This window comes from Pectobacterium peruviense, from assembly GCF_003312355.2.
Classification (GTDB): Bacteria; Pseudomonadota; Gammaproteobacteria; order Enterobacterales; family Enterobacteriaceae; genus Pectobacterium; species Pectobacterium peruviense.
Genome location: NZ_CP161826.1, coordinates 2104276 through 2123483 on the forward strand (window position 1 = coordinate 2104276; position 19208 = coordinate 2123483).

Sequence of the window (19208 nt, forward strand, 5' to 3'; positions counted from 1 at the left end):
TAAGGCGATTCGGACAAAAGGAGATAATCCTGATATCCGTCCAGAAACGCTTTGTTCATGATGAGATAACGCGATTCATTACAAAATATAACCTCAATTAAACATTTTACCACGAAGGGGTTATAAGTCTGTACGCACAATAGGGGGAAATGTGAGTTGGATAGGGTTGTTTGTTAATAAAAAGAGCTGTTTGTGAGTGAATGATCAACAGATAAATTCAGTACGGGTTTTTACGGACATTAAACGGGATGCTTAATATTTGCTAATGATTAAAAAACAGGCACTTCCAATCGTTTTTCTATCCGTCGCCTTGCTGTTTCTTTCCTGGCGAACACTGCCGCAGTGGTTGCCGCGCCTTGCCGACATCTGGCTACCGACGGGTCTGTCCTTGACCGTGAATGGGGCACCCAGCTGGCAGGGCGGTGGGCTATATAGCGCGGGGTTCCGTATTACGGCTGGGGAGTGCACGCTATTTGACGTACGGAATATGACGTTACGTTGGCATAGCTGGCGGTGGCATGCCGATATTGATGCCGTGACGTTAAACAGCGACTGCCTGCAACATGTGCCAGCAGGTAATGGCACTGAACCCGCGGCACAGCTATCGCAGTGGCAGCGGAGACTGCCTGCCGCCGATATTCAGGTAAAGACATTTACGCTACAGCCCTGGCAGGATTATGCCGGGCAGGTGAGATTCAGTAGTGATGGCAAACAGCAACAAACGCTCGATTATCAGGGCGATCAGTTGGCGTTTAAGGCCGAACTCAATGACACACGTTTGACTCTGCACGAGAGCATGCTCGCCACGCCTGCGGGGTTTGTGCGCCTGCAAGTCAGTGGTGAGATGGCGTTGTCCGACACGCTGGATGCCGCACCGGTGCGAGGGAGGCTCACCGGAAAGTTGGATTCAGGGCAGACGCCGGACCCGCTTTCGCTCCTGCTGGATTGGCATAATCAGCAAGGCGAACTGGTGCTGAATGCCGCGAATGATGAGACGCCGCTAATCTCGCTGCCGTGGCAACTGACGGATGACGTTATTCAGGTCACTAACGGCGTCTGGCGCTGGCCTTATGCGGAGCAGCCCCTCTCTGGGCAACTGGCGATGACATTACAGCACTGGCGGCAAGGGCTGGATGCCACCACGATTAATGCGCGGTTGAATATGCTGACGCAAGGACATAACGGCAAGGCTAATGCTGTGTTGGTGCTGGGGCCGGGCAATATCGGTTTGCTCAACAGTGAATTGCGCTTTCAGCTTACCGGACAGGCTAACTTACCGGCGCTCTCCCTGACGGCGACGCTACCGGGGATTTTGCAGGGTTCTATTCTCAACCCCGAACTCTCTCTTTTACCGGGCGCGCTGCTACGTGCCTGGGGAACGCCCGCACCACAAGTTTATCTTGAAGAAGCCCGTTGGCCGCTGGCTGGCGTCAGAGTCAGTGCGACGGGTGTGAATGGGCGGCTACAGGCGATTGTGAAGGCGCGGGAAGAATACTGGGGGCGCTTTAATCTGCACCTTGACGGTCAGGCGCAGGATTTCTGGCCGGATCAAGGACAGTGGCAATGGCGCTATTGGGGAAGTGGACACTTGCCGCCGTTGAAAGGACAGTGGGACGTAGCCGGGCGAGGTCGTTGGCAGGATACGCTGCTTGAAGTGAGTCAACTGTCGAGTGGGTTGGACCAACTGGGCTATGGCATTGTGACGGTACACCAGCCGCGCCTGACGATTACTGAGCCGATCCGCTGGCAGCGCGCCCGTTCAGGCGAGCATTTTCAAGGGGCGCTGCAACTGGCCTCCGAGCGAGCGCACTTCAGTAACGGTGGCTATTTACCGCCTTCACTGTTAACGCTGGAAATGCAGGGGCGCAGCCCGAATGACTTTCAGCTACAGGGGCAGCTACAGGCTGAGAATATCGGGCCGGTCAGGCTGCGCGGACGCTGGGATGGTGAGCGACTGCGCGGTGGCGCATGGTGGCCAACACAGCCACTTAAGGTGTTTCAGCCTCTGCTTTCCCCGTTGTTGAAAATGAATATCCGCGCTGGACAGTTTTACGCACAGGCGGCATTTTCCGCTGCACGTAAAGAGGGATTCAGCGCGGGTGGGCATTGGGTGGTGAAAAATGGCGGGCTGTGGTTACAGGATGGCGAAGTTAGCGGGGTAAATTTTGTGCTGCCTTACCGTCTGAAAGATCAGCGCTGGCAACTGGGCGTCAAGCAGCCCGTCACGCTGCGAATCGACGTGTTGGATAACCTGTTTCGGATGAGTAATATTCGCGTCGATCTACAGGGCTTCTATCCGTACAGTGAGCGACGGCCTTTGGTGATGTCTCAGGCTGATATGGATGTATTGAATGGGCATGTCGGCCTGTCGACGCTGCGTTGGCCGCAGCGGGAATCGGCACTGCTTGCCGTTAAAAGTGTCGATCTAAGCGAACTGATCACCGTGTTGAAGCAAAAGCAGCTTGCGCTGTCTGGGCGGGTAAGTGGCACACTTCCGCTGAATTTTAATCACCCGACCATGCTGATTGCAGGTGGACGAATTACCAACGATGGTTTCCTGACGCTGCGACTGGATAACCAATTGGCAGATGAGTTAGCGAGTAAAAGTTTGGCGGGCGGTGCGGCGATTGGTTGGTTGCGCTATCTGGAAATCGGGCGCTCTTATGCCACGCTTGACCTGAATAACCAAGGTGAGCTGACATTAACATCGCGGGTGCAGGGGAAAAACCCGCAGCTCAGTGCGAAGCGACAGGTTACTCTTAACTATCGTCATCAGGAGAATATTTTCCAATTATGGCGCAGTCTGCGCTTTGGCGATAATTTGCGGGATACGCTGGAACAGCAAGCGAATGAATAAACTCAAGGCAGAACAATGAATAAAAGCGAGACAGTGCTGGTGTGTTGCACGGTAGCTTTCCTGACGGGATGTGTGCCGCGCATTGAGGTTGCCGCGCCCAAAGAACCGATCACCATCAATATGAATGTGAAGATCGAGCATGAGATTCACATCAAAGCGGATAAAGAAGCGACGCAACTACTGGAAAGATCCGACAATGCGGCAGGTGATGAGATAAAGAAAAGCGCGCCGGAAGGCGCGCAATAATTAAGCCAATTAAGTCAATGTAATGGCAAGGTCGGTAACAATGATCTGTTATGCGGTGACCAGTTGGGACAGCTGTGTTTTCGCTTCTTCGGTCGCTTTCTGTGCCACATCCGGGCCGTAGCCATAGCCTTCAGCGAACACGAACTCAAGGTCAGTCAGGCCGAGGAAGCCAAGGAACACACGCAGGTACGGTTCCAGCAGGTCGGTTGGGGTACCTTTATGGATACCACCACGGCTGGTTAATACGATAGCGCGTTTGCCTTTCACCAGACCTTCAGGGCCTTGCTCGGTGTAGCGGAACGTTACACCCGCACGTGCCACCAGGTCGAAGTAGTTCTTCAACTGGGTAGGAATGTTGAAGTTATACATTGGCGCAGCGATCACGATCACGTCGTGTGCCTGCAATTCAGCGATTAAGTCGTCGGACAGTTTCAGTGCTTCCTGCTGACGCGGAGTCAGAGTGGCATCGGAAGGACGCAGTGCGCCGACTAATTCACCATCAAGAACCGGAATCGGTTGAGCGGCCAGGTCGCGTACGGTGATGCTATCGTCTGGATGTGCAGACTGCCACTGGGTGGTGAAGTGGTCGGCCAGTTGGTTTGACTGAGAATAACCTGCCAGAATGCTTGATTTCAGAACCAATACTTTGCTCATTGCCAATTCCTTTAGTGATTGAAGTGGGCGACAACATAACGCCCTTTGATGTGTCACATCTTATGCGGTGCTTTGGAAAGTGAAAAGTGCAAATATTCGAGGTCTTTATTCGATTTTCTTGAATAAGACAGTTCCTGCATAAGACCGTACTGACATAAATCCGGTCTTTATAAGACTGGGCGGTGCTATTAGAGCCGTTTATGACAATGTGCTACTATCCACGGCTTAAAAATTCAGTGCCTTAAAATCAGGTTAGGCTCAGTTGAGCCAGATTCGGTGGCGATCATCGTCCCGACAGAGAAAAGAATTAGAAAACGATTAAGGAAGAGCAACGTGAAATCACCTCTCAGTGCATTATCTACGCAGTTAAGTGAGCTAATGCTTCGCGATCGGCAACGTTTGCGCCGCCGTTTGCAGGGCGCCGCGAAGGTCAGCAGCCCACAAGCTCAGGCCGCCATCGCTCAGGAAATTGAGGGGGAAATCGCCGCCGCACGCCAGAAAGTCGAGAACCGGCGGGCAAACTGTCCGGCAATTCACTATCCTGAACAACTGCCCGTTAGCCAGAAAAAAGACGAGATACTGGAGGCGCTGCGTCATCATCAGGTGATTATCGTCGCAGGCGAGACGGGGTCGGGTAAGACCACGCAGTTGCCGAAAATTTGTCTCGAACTGGGGCGCGGTGTACATGGTTTGATTGGCCACACGCAGCCACGCCGTCTGGCTGCCAGAACCGTTGCCGACCGCATTGCGGCAGAGTTGGAAACGCCGCTGGGTGGCAGCGTCGGGTATAAAGTCCGTTTTAACGATCAGGTTGGTGACAATACGCTGGTCAAGTTGATGACCGACGGTATTTTGCTGGCTGAAATTCAGCAGGATCGCCTGTTGATGCAGTACGACACGCTGATTATCGATGAAGCGCACGAACGCAGCCTGAATATCGATTTCATTATGGGCTATTTGCGCCAACTGCTGCCAAAGCGCCCTGATTTAAAAGTGATTATTACGTCGGCTACCATCGATCCGCAGCGCTTCTCCCGCCATTTTAATAATGCGCCGATCATTGAAGTGTCGGGCCGGACGTATCCGGTGGATGTGCGCTATCGTCCCGTGGTGGAAGACGCTGACGACAGCGAGCGCGACCAGCTACAGGCGATTTTTGATGCAGTCGATGAGCTGACGCGCGAAGGGCCGGGTGACATTCTGGTCTTCATGAGCGGAGAACGTGAAATTCGCGATACGGCAGAGGCGTTGACGCGCCTGGATTTGCCGCATACCGAGATTCTCCCGCTGTACGCGCGCTTGTCGAATCAGGAACAGAATCGCGTCTTTCAGTCACATCACGGCCGTCGCATTGTGCTGGCGACCAACGTGGCGGAAACGTCGCTAACCGTGCCGGGGATTCGCTATGTGATCGACCCGGGTACCGCGCGTATCAGCCGCTATAGCTTCCGCACCAAGGTGCAGCGTCTGCCGATTGAGCCTGTCTCGCAGGCGTCGGCGAATCAGCGTAAAGGGCGCTGTGGTCGCGTTGCCGCAGGGGTGTGTATCCGCCTCTATTCCGAGCAGGATTTCCTGTCGCGGCCCGAATTTACCGATCCCGAAATTCTTCGCACCAATCTGGCCTCCGTTATTCTGCAAATGACGTCACTCGGGCTCGGTGATATCGCCGCATTCCCGTTTGTTGAAGCGCCGGATAAGCGCAACATTCAGGACGGCGTGCGCTTGCTGGAGGAGCTGGGTGCGATTCATCTCGCGGAGAATGGGCACTACCATCTGACGCCGCAAGGGCAACAGTTGGCGCAATTGCCGATCGATCCGCGTTTGGCACGCATGGTGCTGGAAGCGCGTAAAACGGGCTGTGTGCGCGAAGTCATGGTGATCACTGCCGCGCTGTCGATTCAAGATCCGCGTGAAAGGCCGATGGATAAGAAGCAGGCATCGGATGAAAAACACCGCCGCTTTGCTGATAAAGACTCGGATTTTCTGGCTTTCGTCAATCTGTGGGACTATCTGCGTGAGCAGCAGAAGGCGCTGTCTTCCAGCCAGTTCCGTCGTCAGTGCCGCATGGATTTCCTTAACTACCTGCGCGTTCGCGAATGGCAAGATATCTACACGCAACTGCGTCAGGTGGTGAAAGAATTGGGGCTACCGGTCAATAGCGAACCGGCCGATTACCTGAGTATTCACTGTGCATTGCTCACTGGCTTGCTGTCGCATATCGGGCAGAAAGATATTGAGAAACAAGAGTTCAGCGGCGCGCGTAACGCCCGATTTGCTATTTTCCCTGGATCCGGGTTATTCAAAAAACCGCCCAAGTGGACGATGGTGGCCGAACTGGTGGAAACCAGCCGCCTGTGGGGTCGTATTGCCGCGCGTATTGAGCCGGAATGGATCGAACCGCTGGCTCAGCATCTGATTAAACGGAGCTATAGCGATCCTCACTGGGAGAAAGCGCAGGGCACGGTGATGGCACAGGAGAAGGTGACACTCTTCGGGCTGCCGATTGTCGCGGCACGTAAGGTGAACTATAGCCCAATCGATCCGACGCTGGCGCGTGAGATGTTCATTCGTCACGCACTGGTGGAAGGTGATTGGCAAACGCATCACGCCTTTTTCCGCGCTAATCTCAAGCTGCTGGCTGAGGTAGAAGATTTAGAGCATAAATCGCGCCGTCGCGACATTATGGTAGACGACGAAACGCTGTTTGCCTTCTACGATCAGCGTTTGCCGCATGATGTTGTGTCGTCGCGTCATTTTGACCAGTGGTGGAAAGGGACCAGCCGCGATAACGCTGACCTGCTTAATTTTGAAAAGAGCATGTTGATCAAAGACGGTGCGGAGAAAGTGAGCGCGCTGGACTACCCGAACTTCTGGCATCAGGGCAATCTCAAATTGCGCCTGTCCTATCAGTTTGAGCCGGGTGCGGATGCGGATGGCGTGACGGTACATATTCCGTTGCCTATCCTCAATCAGGTGCGTGAAGAGGGCTTCGAGTGGCAGATTCCCGGCGTGCGTCGCGAACTGACGATCGCGCTGATTAAATCGTTGCCTAAGCCGTTACGCCGTAATTTTGTCCCTGCGCCGAATTATGCAGAGGCGTTTCTGGCGCGCACTACGCCATTGGAAAAAGGGTTATTGGATGCGCTGGAACGTGAACTGCGGCTGATGACGGGCGTCACGGTGCCGCGTGAAGCGTGGCAGTGGGATCAGGTGCCCGATCATCTGAAAATCACTTTCCGCGTCCTCGATGAGAAAAACAGGACGCAGCGGGAAGGTAAAGACCTGAACGCGCTGAAAGATCATCTCAAGGATAAAGTGCAACAAACGCTATCATCCGTGGTGGATGACGGTTTAGAGCAACGCGGCCTGCACGTCTGGAGTTTTGGTTCGCTGCCGGATTGTTATGAACAGAAGCGTGGCGGCTATTCTGTCAAAGCCTATCCCGCGTTGGTTGATGAAAAGGATAGCGTAGCGATTCGCCTGTTTGACACGCCGCACCAGCAGCAGCAGGTAATGCGACAAGGGCTGCGCCGTCTGTTGTTATTGAATATTCCTTCGCCGATCAAATACCTGCATGAAAAACTGCCGAATAAGGCGAAACTCGGCCTCTATTTCAACCCGTACGGCAAAGTGCTGGATCTCATCGATGATTGTATCGCCTGTTCGGTGGACAAACTGATTGCGTCATCCGGTGGCCCCGTTTGGCAGGAAGACGCCTTCCAGCAGTTGCATGAGAAAGTACGCGCAGAGCTGAACGACACGGTGGTTGATATCGCAAAGCTGGTTGAGCAAATCCTGACGGCCGTCTTCACCATTAACAAGCGTTTGAAAGGGCGTGTCGATATGGCGATGGCGCTGGCGTTAAGTGATATCAAAAGCCAGATGAGCGGCTTGGTGTTCCGCGGCTTTGTGACCGAAAACGGCTGGCAGCGCCTGCCGGACGTGCTGCGTTATCTGCACGCGATAGAGCGACGTTTGGAGAAGCTGGCGCAGGATGTCCACCGTGACAGGGCGCAGATGCTGAAAGTGGAACAGGTTCAGCAGGCGTGGCAACAGTGGTGGAATAAGCTGCCTGCGGAACGACGTGACGACGACGATGTGAAAGCGGTGCGTTGGATGCTTGAGGAACTGCGCGTCAGCTATTTTGCCCAGCAGCTAGGGACGCCGTTCCCGATCTCGGATAAGCGCGTATTACAAGCGATGGAGCAGGTAGAAGGGTAATCTCTCTTTATCACATCAGGTCGGCGATGATGGCTTTTTTAGCTCAAGGTAAGCCGACCTGATCGCCTCTTCGCCATACTGCTGCTCCAGACGTTTTATGATGAAATGACCTTTCGCCATGTTTTGATAGTGGTGAATAAAAAGCGTATTAATGGCAGCGCCGCTGGCGGCTCCGATTACGGGGACAATCTGCGCGGCCATTTTTTCCGTCATGGTGACACCCAGTCTGGTGGCGACCACATCAATCAGTTTTGCCAGTGTTTTCCCTGCCTGTGCAGTGGTTACCCTCGCTGACGCTTTCTCCGCGCTTTTCTTTCCTGCAATCCCGATCAACTCTCGTGTGGCATGCCTTGTGATATCAGCAAGTACGGCGCGTGACGCGTAATAAGCCGAATCGGCCGCATCGTCGCTTTCTTGTGTACCGCCGAGCGCGAAAACTTCTACACAGGCGGCTTTGACGGAAAAATCAGTGAGGGAAAATCCTTCGCTGCGGGCAATATCAGCTACGGAACGCATCATGATCGTGGTGCTGATAGGCAGTTCAACCAACAGGCCGGCAGCACCAAAAAAACCGCTGACCGCACCGGATGCGGCGACGGCTAGCTTATGTGTCTTTGGCGACGCTTCGCGAGCAGGGGCATCGTCCAGCGTATAGAGTGCGGCATTTACCGCTTTGTGTAGCGCGGCGTGAACGAGATTCTGTATTTTGTTTTTTACCATGGACGGTAATTTCGATAGGCTCCATTCAATCGGTTTTCCAACCAGATTCGCCGCCTGTATTGCAAAGGAAGGGGCTTCCAGCAGAGCCATGGCATTTCTGACAGCGAGCTCATCCTCTGAAGTAAGAAGAGTCATGTGCGTTCTCCATACCGTTTGTTGAATGGCCCGTTTTACGGGACTGTTATGCAGACGTTTGTGACGAGCGCGCCGCTAACCAGGCGGTAAAGGCATCGGGTGGGATAGGTCGGGAGAAATAGTAACCCTGTACTTCATCACACCCAAACTGAGCCAGATGTTCGAGCGTTTCCTTATTTTCCACCCCTTCCGCCAGTACAATGTAATCCAGCTTGTGCAGCATGCTGATAATGGATTGCACAATAACGCGGCTTTTGTGGTCAGTTTTTATATCTTTAATCAGTGATTTATCTAGCTTTATCACCGTAGAGGGAATGTTACGCAGATAGCTTAAGTTGCTATACCCCGTACCGAAGTCATCAAGCGCGATCGTAAATCCGAGCTGTTGCAGCGTTTGGATGGTGGCGAGCGTTTCCGTGCTTTCGATGATTTTCTGCGTTTCGACACACTCTATGTCAATGTCCTGAGGGGTAAGGCCGTGGTTCTCCAGAATGGCGATGAGGCGCGGGATGAAGTCATTTTCGGAAAAATTCCGGGCAGAAACGTTAATCGACACGGGGAAGGTTAACCCCTCCTGACGCCATTGTTTCACCTGACATGCCGCTTCGCGGGTGACCCAGTCTGTTAGCGGGCGCATTAGCGTCGTGCCTTCCGCTAGCGGAATAAACTGGTCAGGGTAAATCTCACCTAATGTAGGATGACGCCACCGAATCAGCGCTTCGGCACCAATAACGGTATTGGTCTTGATGCTTAATTTTGGCTGATAGACTAGATACAAACCCGGCTTATTGTTCTGTAACACATCGGCCAGCTCATTGAGTAGGGTAAAGGCGATTTGTTGCGCCTTATCGGCCTCGGTGTCGTAAGCGAACTGGCGGATATTCTGGGCGATGGCGGCGCGCAGCGCACTCATCGACTCACGCAGGATCTGATGGGGATCTTTGGCCGGAATCTGAAATTCAGTATAGCCGACAAAAAGCTCCAGCTTGAGCGGAATATGGCTGGCGATACTTTCATGAATCCGTTCGGCACAAGCGTCGAGCTCTGCCAGAACCTGTTCTTTCTTGTTCGACTTCACCAGTAGTGCGAAACGACCTACAGCGGCAGAGTAAAGATTATCTGATGAATTTAAGCTAAGGCGTAAAAAGACCCCGATATCTTTCAGCAGGCCTTCTACCGTTGGCATACCTAGCGCACATCCCATTTCATAAGCGTAAGAAATGTCGATGGTATCAATCAGAATAAGCAGGTAATTCTCGTGAATGTCGGTAATGTGGCTGATGTCATCAATCAGTCGCTGGCGATTGGGCAACAGGGTCACGGCATCAATCAGGCCAATCGCATTGCGGTATTCCATTAACACCATCGCAATAGCGGCTAAATCGTGTAATAACCGCAGTTGGACCTTAGTGAAGGTGCGTGGAACATAATCGATAATGCTGAACGTACCGATGGCATAGCCTTCTTTGGTCTTAAGCGGAACACCAGCATAAAAACGGATAAAAGGCTTGCCAGTTACATAAGGGCTATCGTTAAAACGGTCGTCCTGAATGGCATCGGGGCAGACAAAGGCTTGGCCCGTTTGTACGGTAAAATGGTCGAATGAACCGATTTTATCCATATCATCCAGAGGAAAATGGTTTTTTGCCTTAACATGCAGAGATTTAGAACCGGTTAGTGTGACGAGCGCCGTGGGAGTTTCGAGCAGTTGGCAGGCCATTTTCGTGAGTTTGTGAAGAATATCGTCTTGAGATATATCGGTTTTTTGTAATTCATCGAGAGTCTGCATGCGTTTTTTTTCGTCATGGCTCAAATGTTTTAACATGTAGACTCTTCCTTTTCGCAATAATAACCGCGACAACATCAATTTAATTTAACGGCGACACAATAACATAGAGGCTAAAAATTGAGGTAACTTATTATATCACCTTTATCTTCCCGTTAAGGGACAGTGGCTTTTTTGTCTTAAGCCGTGTTTTCGGTGTTCAATGTACGATATGCATTTATGATAATTCCCCATTACTTGCGAGCAGAGATAACCGATTTAGCTGAAGAAATGCTCTGCGAATAAATGAAAACCTAATTATAAAAAAACCTCTTTCGTAAAATAAAGTCCGGTTAATTGCCGCGCCGCTGTCGGGGCGACAATATGGATGATTAACCTATACCTCTGATAAGAATAGAACAGATATTTTTTTATACCATGAAGCCGAAGGGAAACGACCCGCGTCAGGCAGTATCGCTTAATCGCGATTTCCACCTGACTGAGGGGTTTCTGCGTAGTGGGTGTTAGCATTAATTTGGTGAAAGTTTTTGTGAGCTTAGTTCTGGTGAGTTAAGTTTTGCCAACGTTTCTAACTGCTGACGAATGGCGGTAACCGAAACAGCGCGATTATCGGCCCGATCGCGCTCACTGGCATCGGGTGCTGAGCTTTGAATTCCCATAAGCACCCAACCTGCCGCCGAGTTCAGCATCAGAGGGGATCCGCTATCGCCAGGCAGCGTGTCGCATTGGTGCGCCATAACGGCAGGGTGAACCCAGCCGGTGATTAAGCAATCCTGATGGCGATAAAGTGTTTCCTGATGATCTTCTGGGTAGCCTGCCTGCGTGACGCGTTGACCATTGTCCTTCAAAGCCTGAATCAATTCTTGGCGGCTGCCTTGCCAGAGCGGGAGCGGGCGAATGTCTGGCGGTGTTTGTTTCAGCCGAATTAAGGCGTAATCCAGCGGTGCTGCCGAAGGCGGAACGATCCACCCCTCGCCGTCGGCTTTTAATTTTTTAGCGAGTGTTTTATTCGCCAACGCTTCAATTTCCGTTGTTTCATAACGCCAGCCATTTTCTGTTGCCAGAAAGCGCAGTGCGACGGGCTTATCTATCTCGCCCTTCGGTGGGGTGACCACGCAATGCCCAGCCGTTAGCGCCAGATGCGGAGAGATAAGCGTCGCGGTGCAGAGGTTGCCACTGGCGGTTTCCAACTGACCAATTGCCTGCCACGGCCAGACAGACGTGTCAGGAACGATATCCCGATCGTCGTGGTTGAAAAATAAGATTTGCTGCTGTTTCTGCGCGGCGATGTCTGCTGGCGAGGATTCTGCCCAACTTAACGGGGCGATAAAGGATAATGAACATAGCAAACAGGCTGATATGCGCATGTCGTCAATGGGCCTTATGATAAAAGTCATTTTGAGGCGCTAAATATAGCGTGTTGCCTTAACTATAGATGTAATTGTTGGTGTGGAGCGGGGAATTAAAATGTTATTGAGTGTAAAAGGATAGACATGACATAACTGCATCGAACGCTACGCCACCACGCTTAAGTGGCGTAGCGTTTTTGCATCAACATACGGTTTAGCGCGTCAGTCTTATTCGTAGCTGACGATCACGATACGTGCATCTGAACTCAACGTTTTTGAACTCACGGAACCGATGCCTTGTGGTAAGGCAGCGTATTGTGAACTGTTTTTCATTTGTAGCGTTTGCACTTTTCCTTGCCGTTCGCAGCTGACGGTCACGTTGCTCGACTGCGTTGTAACATCACAGACGGGTTCGACGATGGCACCCGAAAAGCGGATGATACCGGCTGACGGAGAGGGGGACGCGAATGTATACGATGTCGTAGCCAGAGTGCTAAGCAATATGGCAGATATTTGCAGGATTCTTTTCATTATGATGTTCTCGGTATTGCTCGGAGTGTAATGATATAAACGGCGCAGAGTGATAAAACTTTACTATTCCAAAATTTTTGTTTGGATCGATATCTAATTTTTTCGACGTTCTATTATTTGGTGATATCACTCAGACTGAGTTCGAAGGGGATGACATGAATTGTTTATTGAAGGGTGTGCCATATCGAGATTGCGCTTTCTCTGCGTATGGAACTTGGTGTTCAATAACGGTTTGATGGTAACCGTGTGATTAATAAAGACTGTGATATGCCTACTGCAGACTAAAGAAAAAAACTCAGAGTAATAACGCCACAGAGCAGAACAAGAGATAACATAATTTCAAATGAGTAACGCCGCATCATTCTCCCGTCCCCCTATGAAATAAACACCCGGTAAACCGAGTGTTTGATAATGTCTACTGCGATAAGCCCTGAGTGACGTGATGCAAACTCGGGCTAACCAGAAGTGACTCCTTCCCGATGAGGGAAGGAGCGGGTGCTAACCGATTACGCCGCTGGCGTGGTAGTAGCTGGTTTTGCCGTTTTAGCTTTCTTCACGTGTTTCTTTGCAGCTTGCGCTTTCTGTGCAGGAGCTGGTTTCGCTTTTTTCACGTGTTTCTTGGCAGCCTGCGCTTTCTGTGCAGGGGCTGGTTTCGCTTTCTTCACGTGTTTCTTAGCAGCCTGCGCTTTCTGTGCAGGAGCTGGTTTAGCTTTCTTCACGTGTTTCTTGGCAGCCTGTGCTTTCTGTGCAGGAGCTGGTTTAGCTTTTTTCACATGTTTCTTGGCAGCTTGCGCTTTCTGTTCAGCGGCTGGTTTCGCTTTCTTCATCTGCTTTTTATGGTGAACGGCTTTAGCCGGAGCAGAGGTCGTGGTGGTTGCAGAAGGCTGAACAGGTGCGCTGGTTACGGTATCCGCGGCAAACGCTACAGAGGACAGACCCAGTGCCGCACCTGCGATCATAACTAATACTTTATTCATCATCATTTCCTCGTTATCTCATTCACGTTTCGTGACCCTCACGCGGGCCGTTGAAGAGAGAATAGGAGAAACCGAGGGCGGCTTCAGTGAGTGATTGGTTTCGGCGTGTAACCTAATGTACAAGTCTGGAAGGGTGATAGATACATTGAAAGACAGCGGGGTTACCGCTGTCTCGGCGCTAGTGCTGAATGGTGATGGCGGCCTGTGTCATTGTGGTTTTTACCGGCCAGCAGAAGCGGAAACGGGCACCGCCGAGTGGGCTTTCATCCACGGTAATGCTGCCTTCGTAAGCCCGCGCGATGGCATGAACAATCGCCAATCCGAGTCCACATCCACCGCTGCTGTTTTCGATACCTGCCTCCAAACGGACAAACGGTTCAAAAACGCTTTCCCGGCTTTCGGGTGCAATGCCGGGGCCGTCATCTTCGACTTGCAGACAGGCGATATGGTCGGCGTCGGACGTCAGGCTGATATGCAATTGGCTATGGCAGAAGCGCAACCCGTTGCCGATCAGGTTATTCAGGACCCGCTCCATTAGACGCAAATCAAGTGCACCAATCTGTGCTGAATGAGGCATGTCCAGCGAGATGTGCTTCTCAGGATGTATAAGCCGAAAATCGTCAACTTTCGCCTGTAGCCACGAAGGAATATCAATATCGGTAAGATGCAGCGTCACCTGTGGACGATCGAGTCTGGCATAGGTCAGCAGTTCATCAATCAGCGCTTCAAGTTGACCAATATCGCGATTTAATGCCTGTTGCTCGTCTTCCGTCAGGTTGTCACTCATCGCCAGTCGATAACGCAGCCTGACCAACGGCGTACGCAGTTCGTGCGCGATATTGTCAATCAGTTGCTTTTTACTGTTGATGAGCTGGTTCAGGTTATCTGCCATCCGGTTGAAGGCAATGCCCAGCCGAAACAGGCTTGAGGTGCTATCAAAGTGAATACGTTCTTCCAGATGACCATCCCCTAAACGCTGCGCGGCGTTCTCCAGCTTTAGCATGGCCTGCCAATGTGGCCGCATCCAGAGGAAAACCGGCAACGCCAGCGACAGCCCGATGAGCATCACCAGCAGTAAATCCAGCAGCCGCATTTCGTGCAGGAAGAACAAATAAGGAATAGGGCCGACGGCGAGAACGTAATGGCTGCGAGGGATGCGTTGGATAAAGGTGTACTCGTCGTCCAGCGCAATAATTTCCCCCTGATTCAGACGCTGCCGATTCTTGGGGCTCAGCGCGTATTTACTCACCGGCTCGATGTGCAATTTGAACGACAGATTTAAATCGAGCTGGCTGATAGTTTTATGCCACTCGCGGGGCGGAATAGCGCGCAGCTCATTACGAATGAGATACAGCGAGCTTTTCATCAGATCATCCATGGACTGACGTCCGGCGCGTTCAGCCGTCACCTTATAAACCAGCCCGACCAGTAGTGTCATCACGACAAAGCAGGCGAACAGCAATAGAAAAAACTGGACGAACAGCTTTCTCATAGCGTGACGCTCTCCCAGGTATTGGGGGCGAACAGATAACCTTTGTTGCGTACCGTTTTGATACGGAACGGCTCTAGCGGGTTGTCGTACAGTTTTTTGCGCAGGCGGGAAATAGCGACGTCAATACTGCGATCCATGCCGTCGTAGGTCACGCCGCGCAGATTTTTCAGCAGCGCATCGCGATCCATGATGTGGCCAGCATGGGTTGCCAACTGCCAAAGGAGATCGAAATCGGCGGTCGATAACACGATGTGCTCTTGCCCTAATGTCACTTCCCGATTGACTGGGTCGATGCAGAGCAGACCGAAGTGTAGCGATTTATGCACCTGCAACGCGGCGGGCGCTGCATTTTCTGCCACCGTTTGTGGTGCCGTGGCGTATTGCCGCAAATGCAGGCGCAGGCGAGCAAGCAAGACCGCCGGCGGTGTGGTTTTCAGAATGTAATCATCGGCACCCATTTCCAGTGCCAGAATATGATTCATGTCGCTGTCGAGCGACGTCAGCAGCACAATCGGGCCGCTGTACTGTGGCCGCAATTCACGGCAGATAGTCATCCCGTCTTTGCCGGGCAGCATGATGTCCAGCAGCACGAGATCGGGCTGCTGTTGCTCAATAAAGGCTAATGCCTGATCGCCTCGTGCTTCAACCTGAACATCAATGTCATGCTTGCCGAGGTAGGCGGCAATCAATTTTCCAACCTCAGTATCATCTTCTATAAAAACAATCTTATGCATGGTATCTACGTCATCCCCGTCTCACTACGCATAGCATAGCTTGATGATAAGTGATAAACGAGAAGGGAAGCGTAAATGGGTGTTAAGTATTTGTTTACCTATCAAAATTAGATAAGCTGCGGTGCGTGTCTTTTTTAGGCAGTATTACGCCCGGTTCTCGTCGTTTACCGAGAACGGCTACGACATCATTACTGAATACTTCACTGGGAACCGTACTGAAGATGAAACCAATTGACCTGATAACTAGCTGGATGCAGGAAGCCTTACGTCCTTATTTTGGGCTGGAACCGTTATCGGCCGAATGGGATATTTTAACCGTCCGTGACGGCTATTTTATTTGTTTCGATGGCGATACGATCCGTAAGCGTATTACGGCCACCGAGTTAAGCTATCAGGAAGACGATGTCATTATTCAGACGCGTGGGCGTGAGGTTATTCTGCCGAGAACGGCACGCGGTAAAGAGAAAAAACTCACTTACACCAGCGTTTCCAGCGTAATCGCTGACGGCATTGTGTTTTCGGCGGGTGTCAGAACGCTGAACTCGGGAAGCCACGGTTATATTAACGTCAGTAATTATCGAAATTCTGTCCGACTGCCTCTGTCGGAATGCCGCGATTTGACCCGTAAAGAAGACATTGTCGAATGGTTGAAATCTTATCACGAGCGTTTACCCGCTGATTATGCGGATAAGCTGGAACGGTTGGCGCGTACAAAAAACCAGCAACACAAAACCATTCCAGGCGATATCTTTCGGGTGGAAATAGATTTACATACCGATGGCTATGTTTTGGTTATTGGCAACCTGCGCCAGATGCAAAAGGACGAGCTGTTTGCTGAACACAGCATCTGGAATGATGTGATGACGATGCCACTGTTTGTTCGGCCTTACCTTTTCCGCACGACCGAGCGTAATCCATCGTTGTCGGAGATTGTTGCCTCGCCTTTGTCCGACAAATGCTGGATTGTTATGGATAACCCTTTTCTGCGTGGCAACTACGAATATGTGGGATCGAAAATGTTGTCGGAAGAGGACATCCTGTTTCCCGTTGGCTATGGCTCAAGCATCAGCGCACAGAAAAGCGACTATCGTCTGTCGTGGGGACCGAGTTCGATCAGTAAAGCCAGTCAGGATACGGCGTTGAAAACTGGGCGTAACTATATGAACAATGGTGCCTATAGCAGCGTGTCAGTCGACTGTTTTGTCGATAGCGGGTTCCCGGACTGGGATAAAACGCTCCTCAACCCAGAACACCGTGAAGTATGGGAGCAGGTATTAGCTGAGTTTGGTTTTTCACCTGAGACGACTTACGATGCGTTTGCCCAACATACTGGCGGGATGACGCGCGCCGCCTACCTGACATATGTTGTCGAGCATAAAGTCTACCAGCGCAAGGGCCGTGTGAAGAAAAAAGGGTCGTAATCGCGTCAGCAATTTTGTTGAGCGGGTTGCTAATGCAAAGCTCGCCAGACTTTTTCCTCAGAATGAACAGAAATAGTGAAACGTGTCCGAATAAAGTCATGCTCTGGAGCGTTTACGCGTTGTCTATTCTGAGGAGAATCCTGTTATGACTCGCATCGTTCCTGTACTGGCCTTCGGGCTGCTCATCAGCCCACTGTTGCACGCTATGCCGCTTAACTACACCGTTGCTACTGATAACACGGTTATTGGGCTTTCATGGCAAGCATTTGGACACCCGTCACAGGCCTCTCTCGACGGCGTGACGGGTAACATTACACTGGATGCTGAAAAGGAAATAAATGACCGTATTGATGTCAAAATTCCCATTACGACGCTACAGGCTTCCAACAGCCTGTTGACCTATCAGTTAAAAAGCAGCCTGTTTTTTGATGCTGAACACTATCCCGCGATTACTTTCACCAGCAGCAGGGTTGTGGCGCTGGGTCATGGTCACTTTCGGGTTTTTGGTTCACTGTCGGTAAAAAACGTCCAACGTCCGGTAATTTTGGAAGCCACGCTTGAAGAACATGGGGGAACCTCATCCAATGAGGGGGCGTTATTTCTTCATGCCACCACCGCTATCTCGCGCTCATCTTTTAATATGGATCGGTTTACTGGGGTAGTGGACGATCGCGTAGCGATTAATATTGAAATTCAGGCGAAAGCCCGACACAACGTATAGATATTTGCCCTCCATACACAGGCGGAGTTGTCCGTGCGTGGAGGGCATTCACTGTTTATGCCAGCGACGCTTGTAACCTGAGCGCACTTTCCGTTAGCGACGTAACAGGGCTACGACCGATTAATACGAACTGATAGCCGCGATCACGCCACCAGACAACCTGCATATCATGGCGTTGCTCATTGTTAAGCGCAGTGGCAGTTGCCTGATGCTCAGGGGAAATACACAGTGCCATCGGCCCATATTTGGCATGCATCCAGGTAATCTGCGCAATTGACGTATTGTCATAGCTCAGCAGACGTACCATTTTCAACTCTGCGTCGTGAAGCGTCAGTTGTTGTTCATTGAGAGACAATCCTATGTCTTGGGCAGTTCGAGACAGCCCACTCTGCAAGGTCTGTGCGGAGCTGTCCGCATCGAGTAGAGTTTTAGCGCTGTAAAGAGACATGTACTGGGCTTCAAGGTCGCGAATTTTCTCGCCGTCGCTGAGAGTAATCTGGGGCGAACGTGCGAAGTAGCCTATCCCTGAACCAATCACCAGAAAACTGAGGGAAGCAGCAATCAGCGAGCGGCGACTGACTCCCACGTGAGATGAAGGTTTGCTGGGTATTGGCGCTGTCGTTACTAATGCCTCAAGCCTGGCCTGCATCTTCGCCTCAGGCGCTTTATCGAGTAACGGAGCGAAGGCTTCTTCAAAATCAAGCTGGCTTTTCATCAGTTCGGCGGTGCGCTCAGCAAGCTGTTCGTCCCCCTCAAGTAGTGTCTTGAATCTTTGTGCATCAGCCTCATCCATCTCGCCATCCAACCAGGCAACAATGGCTTCGTCACTATAAGGGGGAGTAAAACGCATGGGTTTCAAGACAGTTTCTCCTTTGCAGAGGGCGGGGTATCCACTGATTTAGCCAGCGTCCCCCGTGCGGCGGCCAGTCGGCTCATAATAGTGCCGATCGGTACTGACAGCGTGTCTGCCGCCTCCTGATAGGTAAACCCTTCGACATAAACTAAAAATACGGTGTTGCGTTGTGCTTCTGGCAGTGCGCTGACTCGCTGCATTATTTTCTGGTAATGCAGACGATCGTTATCCCGCTCATGGGTATCTGGAGCCAGCAATTCCTCGCTTTCGATAAATCCTTGCCCCTGACGTACGCGGCGGGCGCGCAGTTCGGAAATCCATATTGAGTGGAGAATGGAGAACAGCCATCTGTCGATTCGGGTGCCTGGGGTAAATTGTGTACTCTTTTCAAGCGCACGAACGCAGGTAGACTGGACTAACTCTTCGGCAACCTCGTGGCTGCGCGACAGAACTAGCCCATAGCGCCACAGGCGTGTTAGGTGTGCAGTAAGCTGCTGGCGAACTTCACTGG

At 51.6% G+C, this 19208-nt stretch carries 15 protein-coding genes; 5 read left to right on the forward strand and 10 right to left on the reverse strand.

Annotation, left to right across the window (positions count from 1 at the left end; genetic code table 11):
• Positions 1-265: 265 nt before the first annotated feature.
• Complete coding sequence (locus DUT67_RS09570; RefSeq protein ID WP_113631644.1) at positions 266-2857, forward strand: YdbH family protein; 2592 nt, start codon at positions 266-268, stop codon at positions 2855-2857.
• Between the two features lie 15 nt (positions 2858-2872).
• Positions 2873-3103, forward strand: a complete 231-nt coding sequence (locus DUT67_RS09575; protein WP_011093566.1) for a YnbE family lipoprotein — start codon at positions 2873-2875, stop codon at positions 3101-3103.
• 48 nt (positions 3104-3151) lie between these two features.
• Here DUT67_RS09575 and DUT67_RS09580 read toward each other — a convergent pair whose 3' ends face one another.
• Positions 3152-3757: an FMN-dependent NADH-azoreductase gene (locus DUT67_RS09580; RefSeq protein WP_113626060.1), complete on the reverse strand. Its 606-nt coding sequence runs from the start codon at positions 3755-3757 to the stop codon at positions 3152-3154.
• Between the two features lie 378 nt (positions 3758-4135).
• Between DUT67_RS09580 and hrpA the strand changes: the two genes are divergently transcribed.
• Complete coding sequence (gene hrpA, locus DUT67_RS09585) at positions 4136-7978, forward strand: ATP-dependent RNA helicase HrpA (protein WP_368350139.1); 3843 nt, start codon at positions 4136-4138, stop codon at positions 7976-7978.
• A gap of 15 nt (positions 7979-7993) precedes the next feature.
• On the opposite strand, the gene DUT67_RS09590 is transcribed toward hrpA, so the two are convergent.
• From DUT67_RS09590 to rstA, 7 genes are all read right to left on the reverse strand, one after another.
• A complete protein-coding gene (locus tag DUT67_RS09590) occupies positions 7994-8833 on the reverse strand; it encodes an EcsC family protein (RefSeq protein WP_113631646.1) in 840 nt (279 codons plus the stop codon).
• A 46-nt stretch (positions 8834-8879) separates the two neighbouring features.
• Positions 8880-10658 carry an EAL domain-containing protein gene (locus tag DUT67_RS09595; RefSeq protein ID WP_048259906.1) on the reverse strand — a complete coding sequence of 593 codons (1779 nt, stop codon included), beginning with the start codon at positions 10656-10658 and terminating at the stop codon, positions 8880-8882.
• 470 nt (positions 10659-11128) lie between these two features.
• Positions 11129-11986, reverse strand: coding sequence for a serine protease (locus tag DUT67_RS09600; RefSeq protein WP_113631647.1), 858 nt, complete (start codon positions 11984-11986; stop codon positions 11129-11131).
• A 210-nt stretch (positions 11987-12196) separates the two neighbouring features.
• Positions 12197-12499, reverse strand: coding sequence for a type 1 fimbrial protein (locus DUT67_RS09605; RefSeq protein WP_113626063.1), 303 nt, complete (start codon positions 12497-12499; stop codon positions 12197-12199).
• Positions 12500-13005: 506 nt separating this feature from the next.
• Positions 13006-13476 (reverse strand): acid resistance repetitive basic protein Asr, encoded by a 471-nt coding sequence (gene asr / locus DUT67_RS09610; protein WP_113626064.1) that lies wholly within the window; start codon positions 13474-13476, stop codon positions 13006-13008.
• 178 nt (positions 13477-13654) lie between these two features.
• Complete coding sequence (gene rstB / locus DUT67_RS09615; protein WP_113626065.1) at positions 13655-14968, reverse strand: two-component system sensor histidine kinase RstB; 1314 nt, start codon at positions 14966-14968, stop codon at positions 13655-13657.
• Positions 14965-15702: a two-component system response regulator RstA gene (rstA, locus tag DUT67_RS09620; protein ID WP_011093574.1), complete on the reverse strand. Its 738-nt coding sequence runs from the start codon at positions 15700-15702 to the stop codon at positions 14965-14967. Before rstA ends, rstB begins: the two co-directional genes overlap by 4 nt.
• 221 nt (positions 15703-15923) lie before the next feature.
• On the opposite strand from rstA, the gene DUT67_RS09625 reads away from it, so the two are divergent.
• Together DUT67_RS09625 and DUT67_RS09630 are read left to right on the forward strand one after the other, a co-directional pair.
• Complete coding sequence (locus tag DUT67_RS09625) at positions 15924-17123, forward strand: immunity 26/phosphotriesterase HocA family protein (RefSeq protein ID WP_113626066.1); 1200 nt, start codon at positions 15924-15926, stop codon at positions 17121-17123.
• A 145-nt stretch (positions 17124-17268) separates the two neighbouring features.
• Positions 17269-17844, forward strand: coding sequence for a YceI family protein (locus tag DUT67_RS09630; protein ID WP_113626067.1), 576 nt, complete (start codon positions 17269-17271; stop codon positions 17842-17844).
• A 55-nt stretch (positions 17845-17899) separates the two neighbouring features.
• On the opposite strand, the gene DUT67_RS09635 is transcribed toward DUT67_RS09630, so the two are convergent.
• Together DUT67_RS09635 and DUT67_RS09640 are read right to left on the reverse strand one after the other, a co-directional pair.
• On the reverse strand, positions 17900-18703 hold the full coding sequence (locus DUT67_RS09635) for an anti-sigma factor (protein ID WP_113626068.1): 804 nt from the start codon (positions 18701-18703) through the stop codon (positions 17900-17902).
• Positions 18700-19167 carry a sigma-70 family RNA polymerase sigma factor gene (locus DUT67_RS09640; protein ID WP_241771508.1) on the reverse strand — a complete coding sequence of 156 codons (468 nt, stop codon included), beginning with the start codon at positions 19165-19167 and terminating at the stop codon, positions 18700-18702. The genes DUT67_RS09635 and DUT67_RS09640 overlap by 4 nt, the downstream gene beginning before the upstream one ends.
• Positions 19168-19208: the final 41 nt, after the last annotated feature.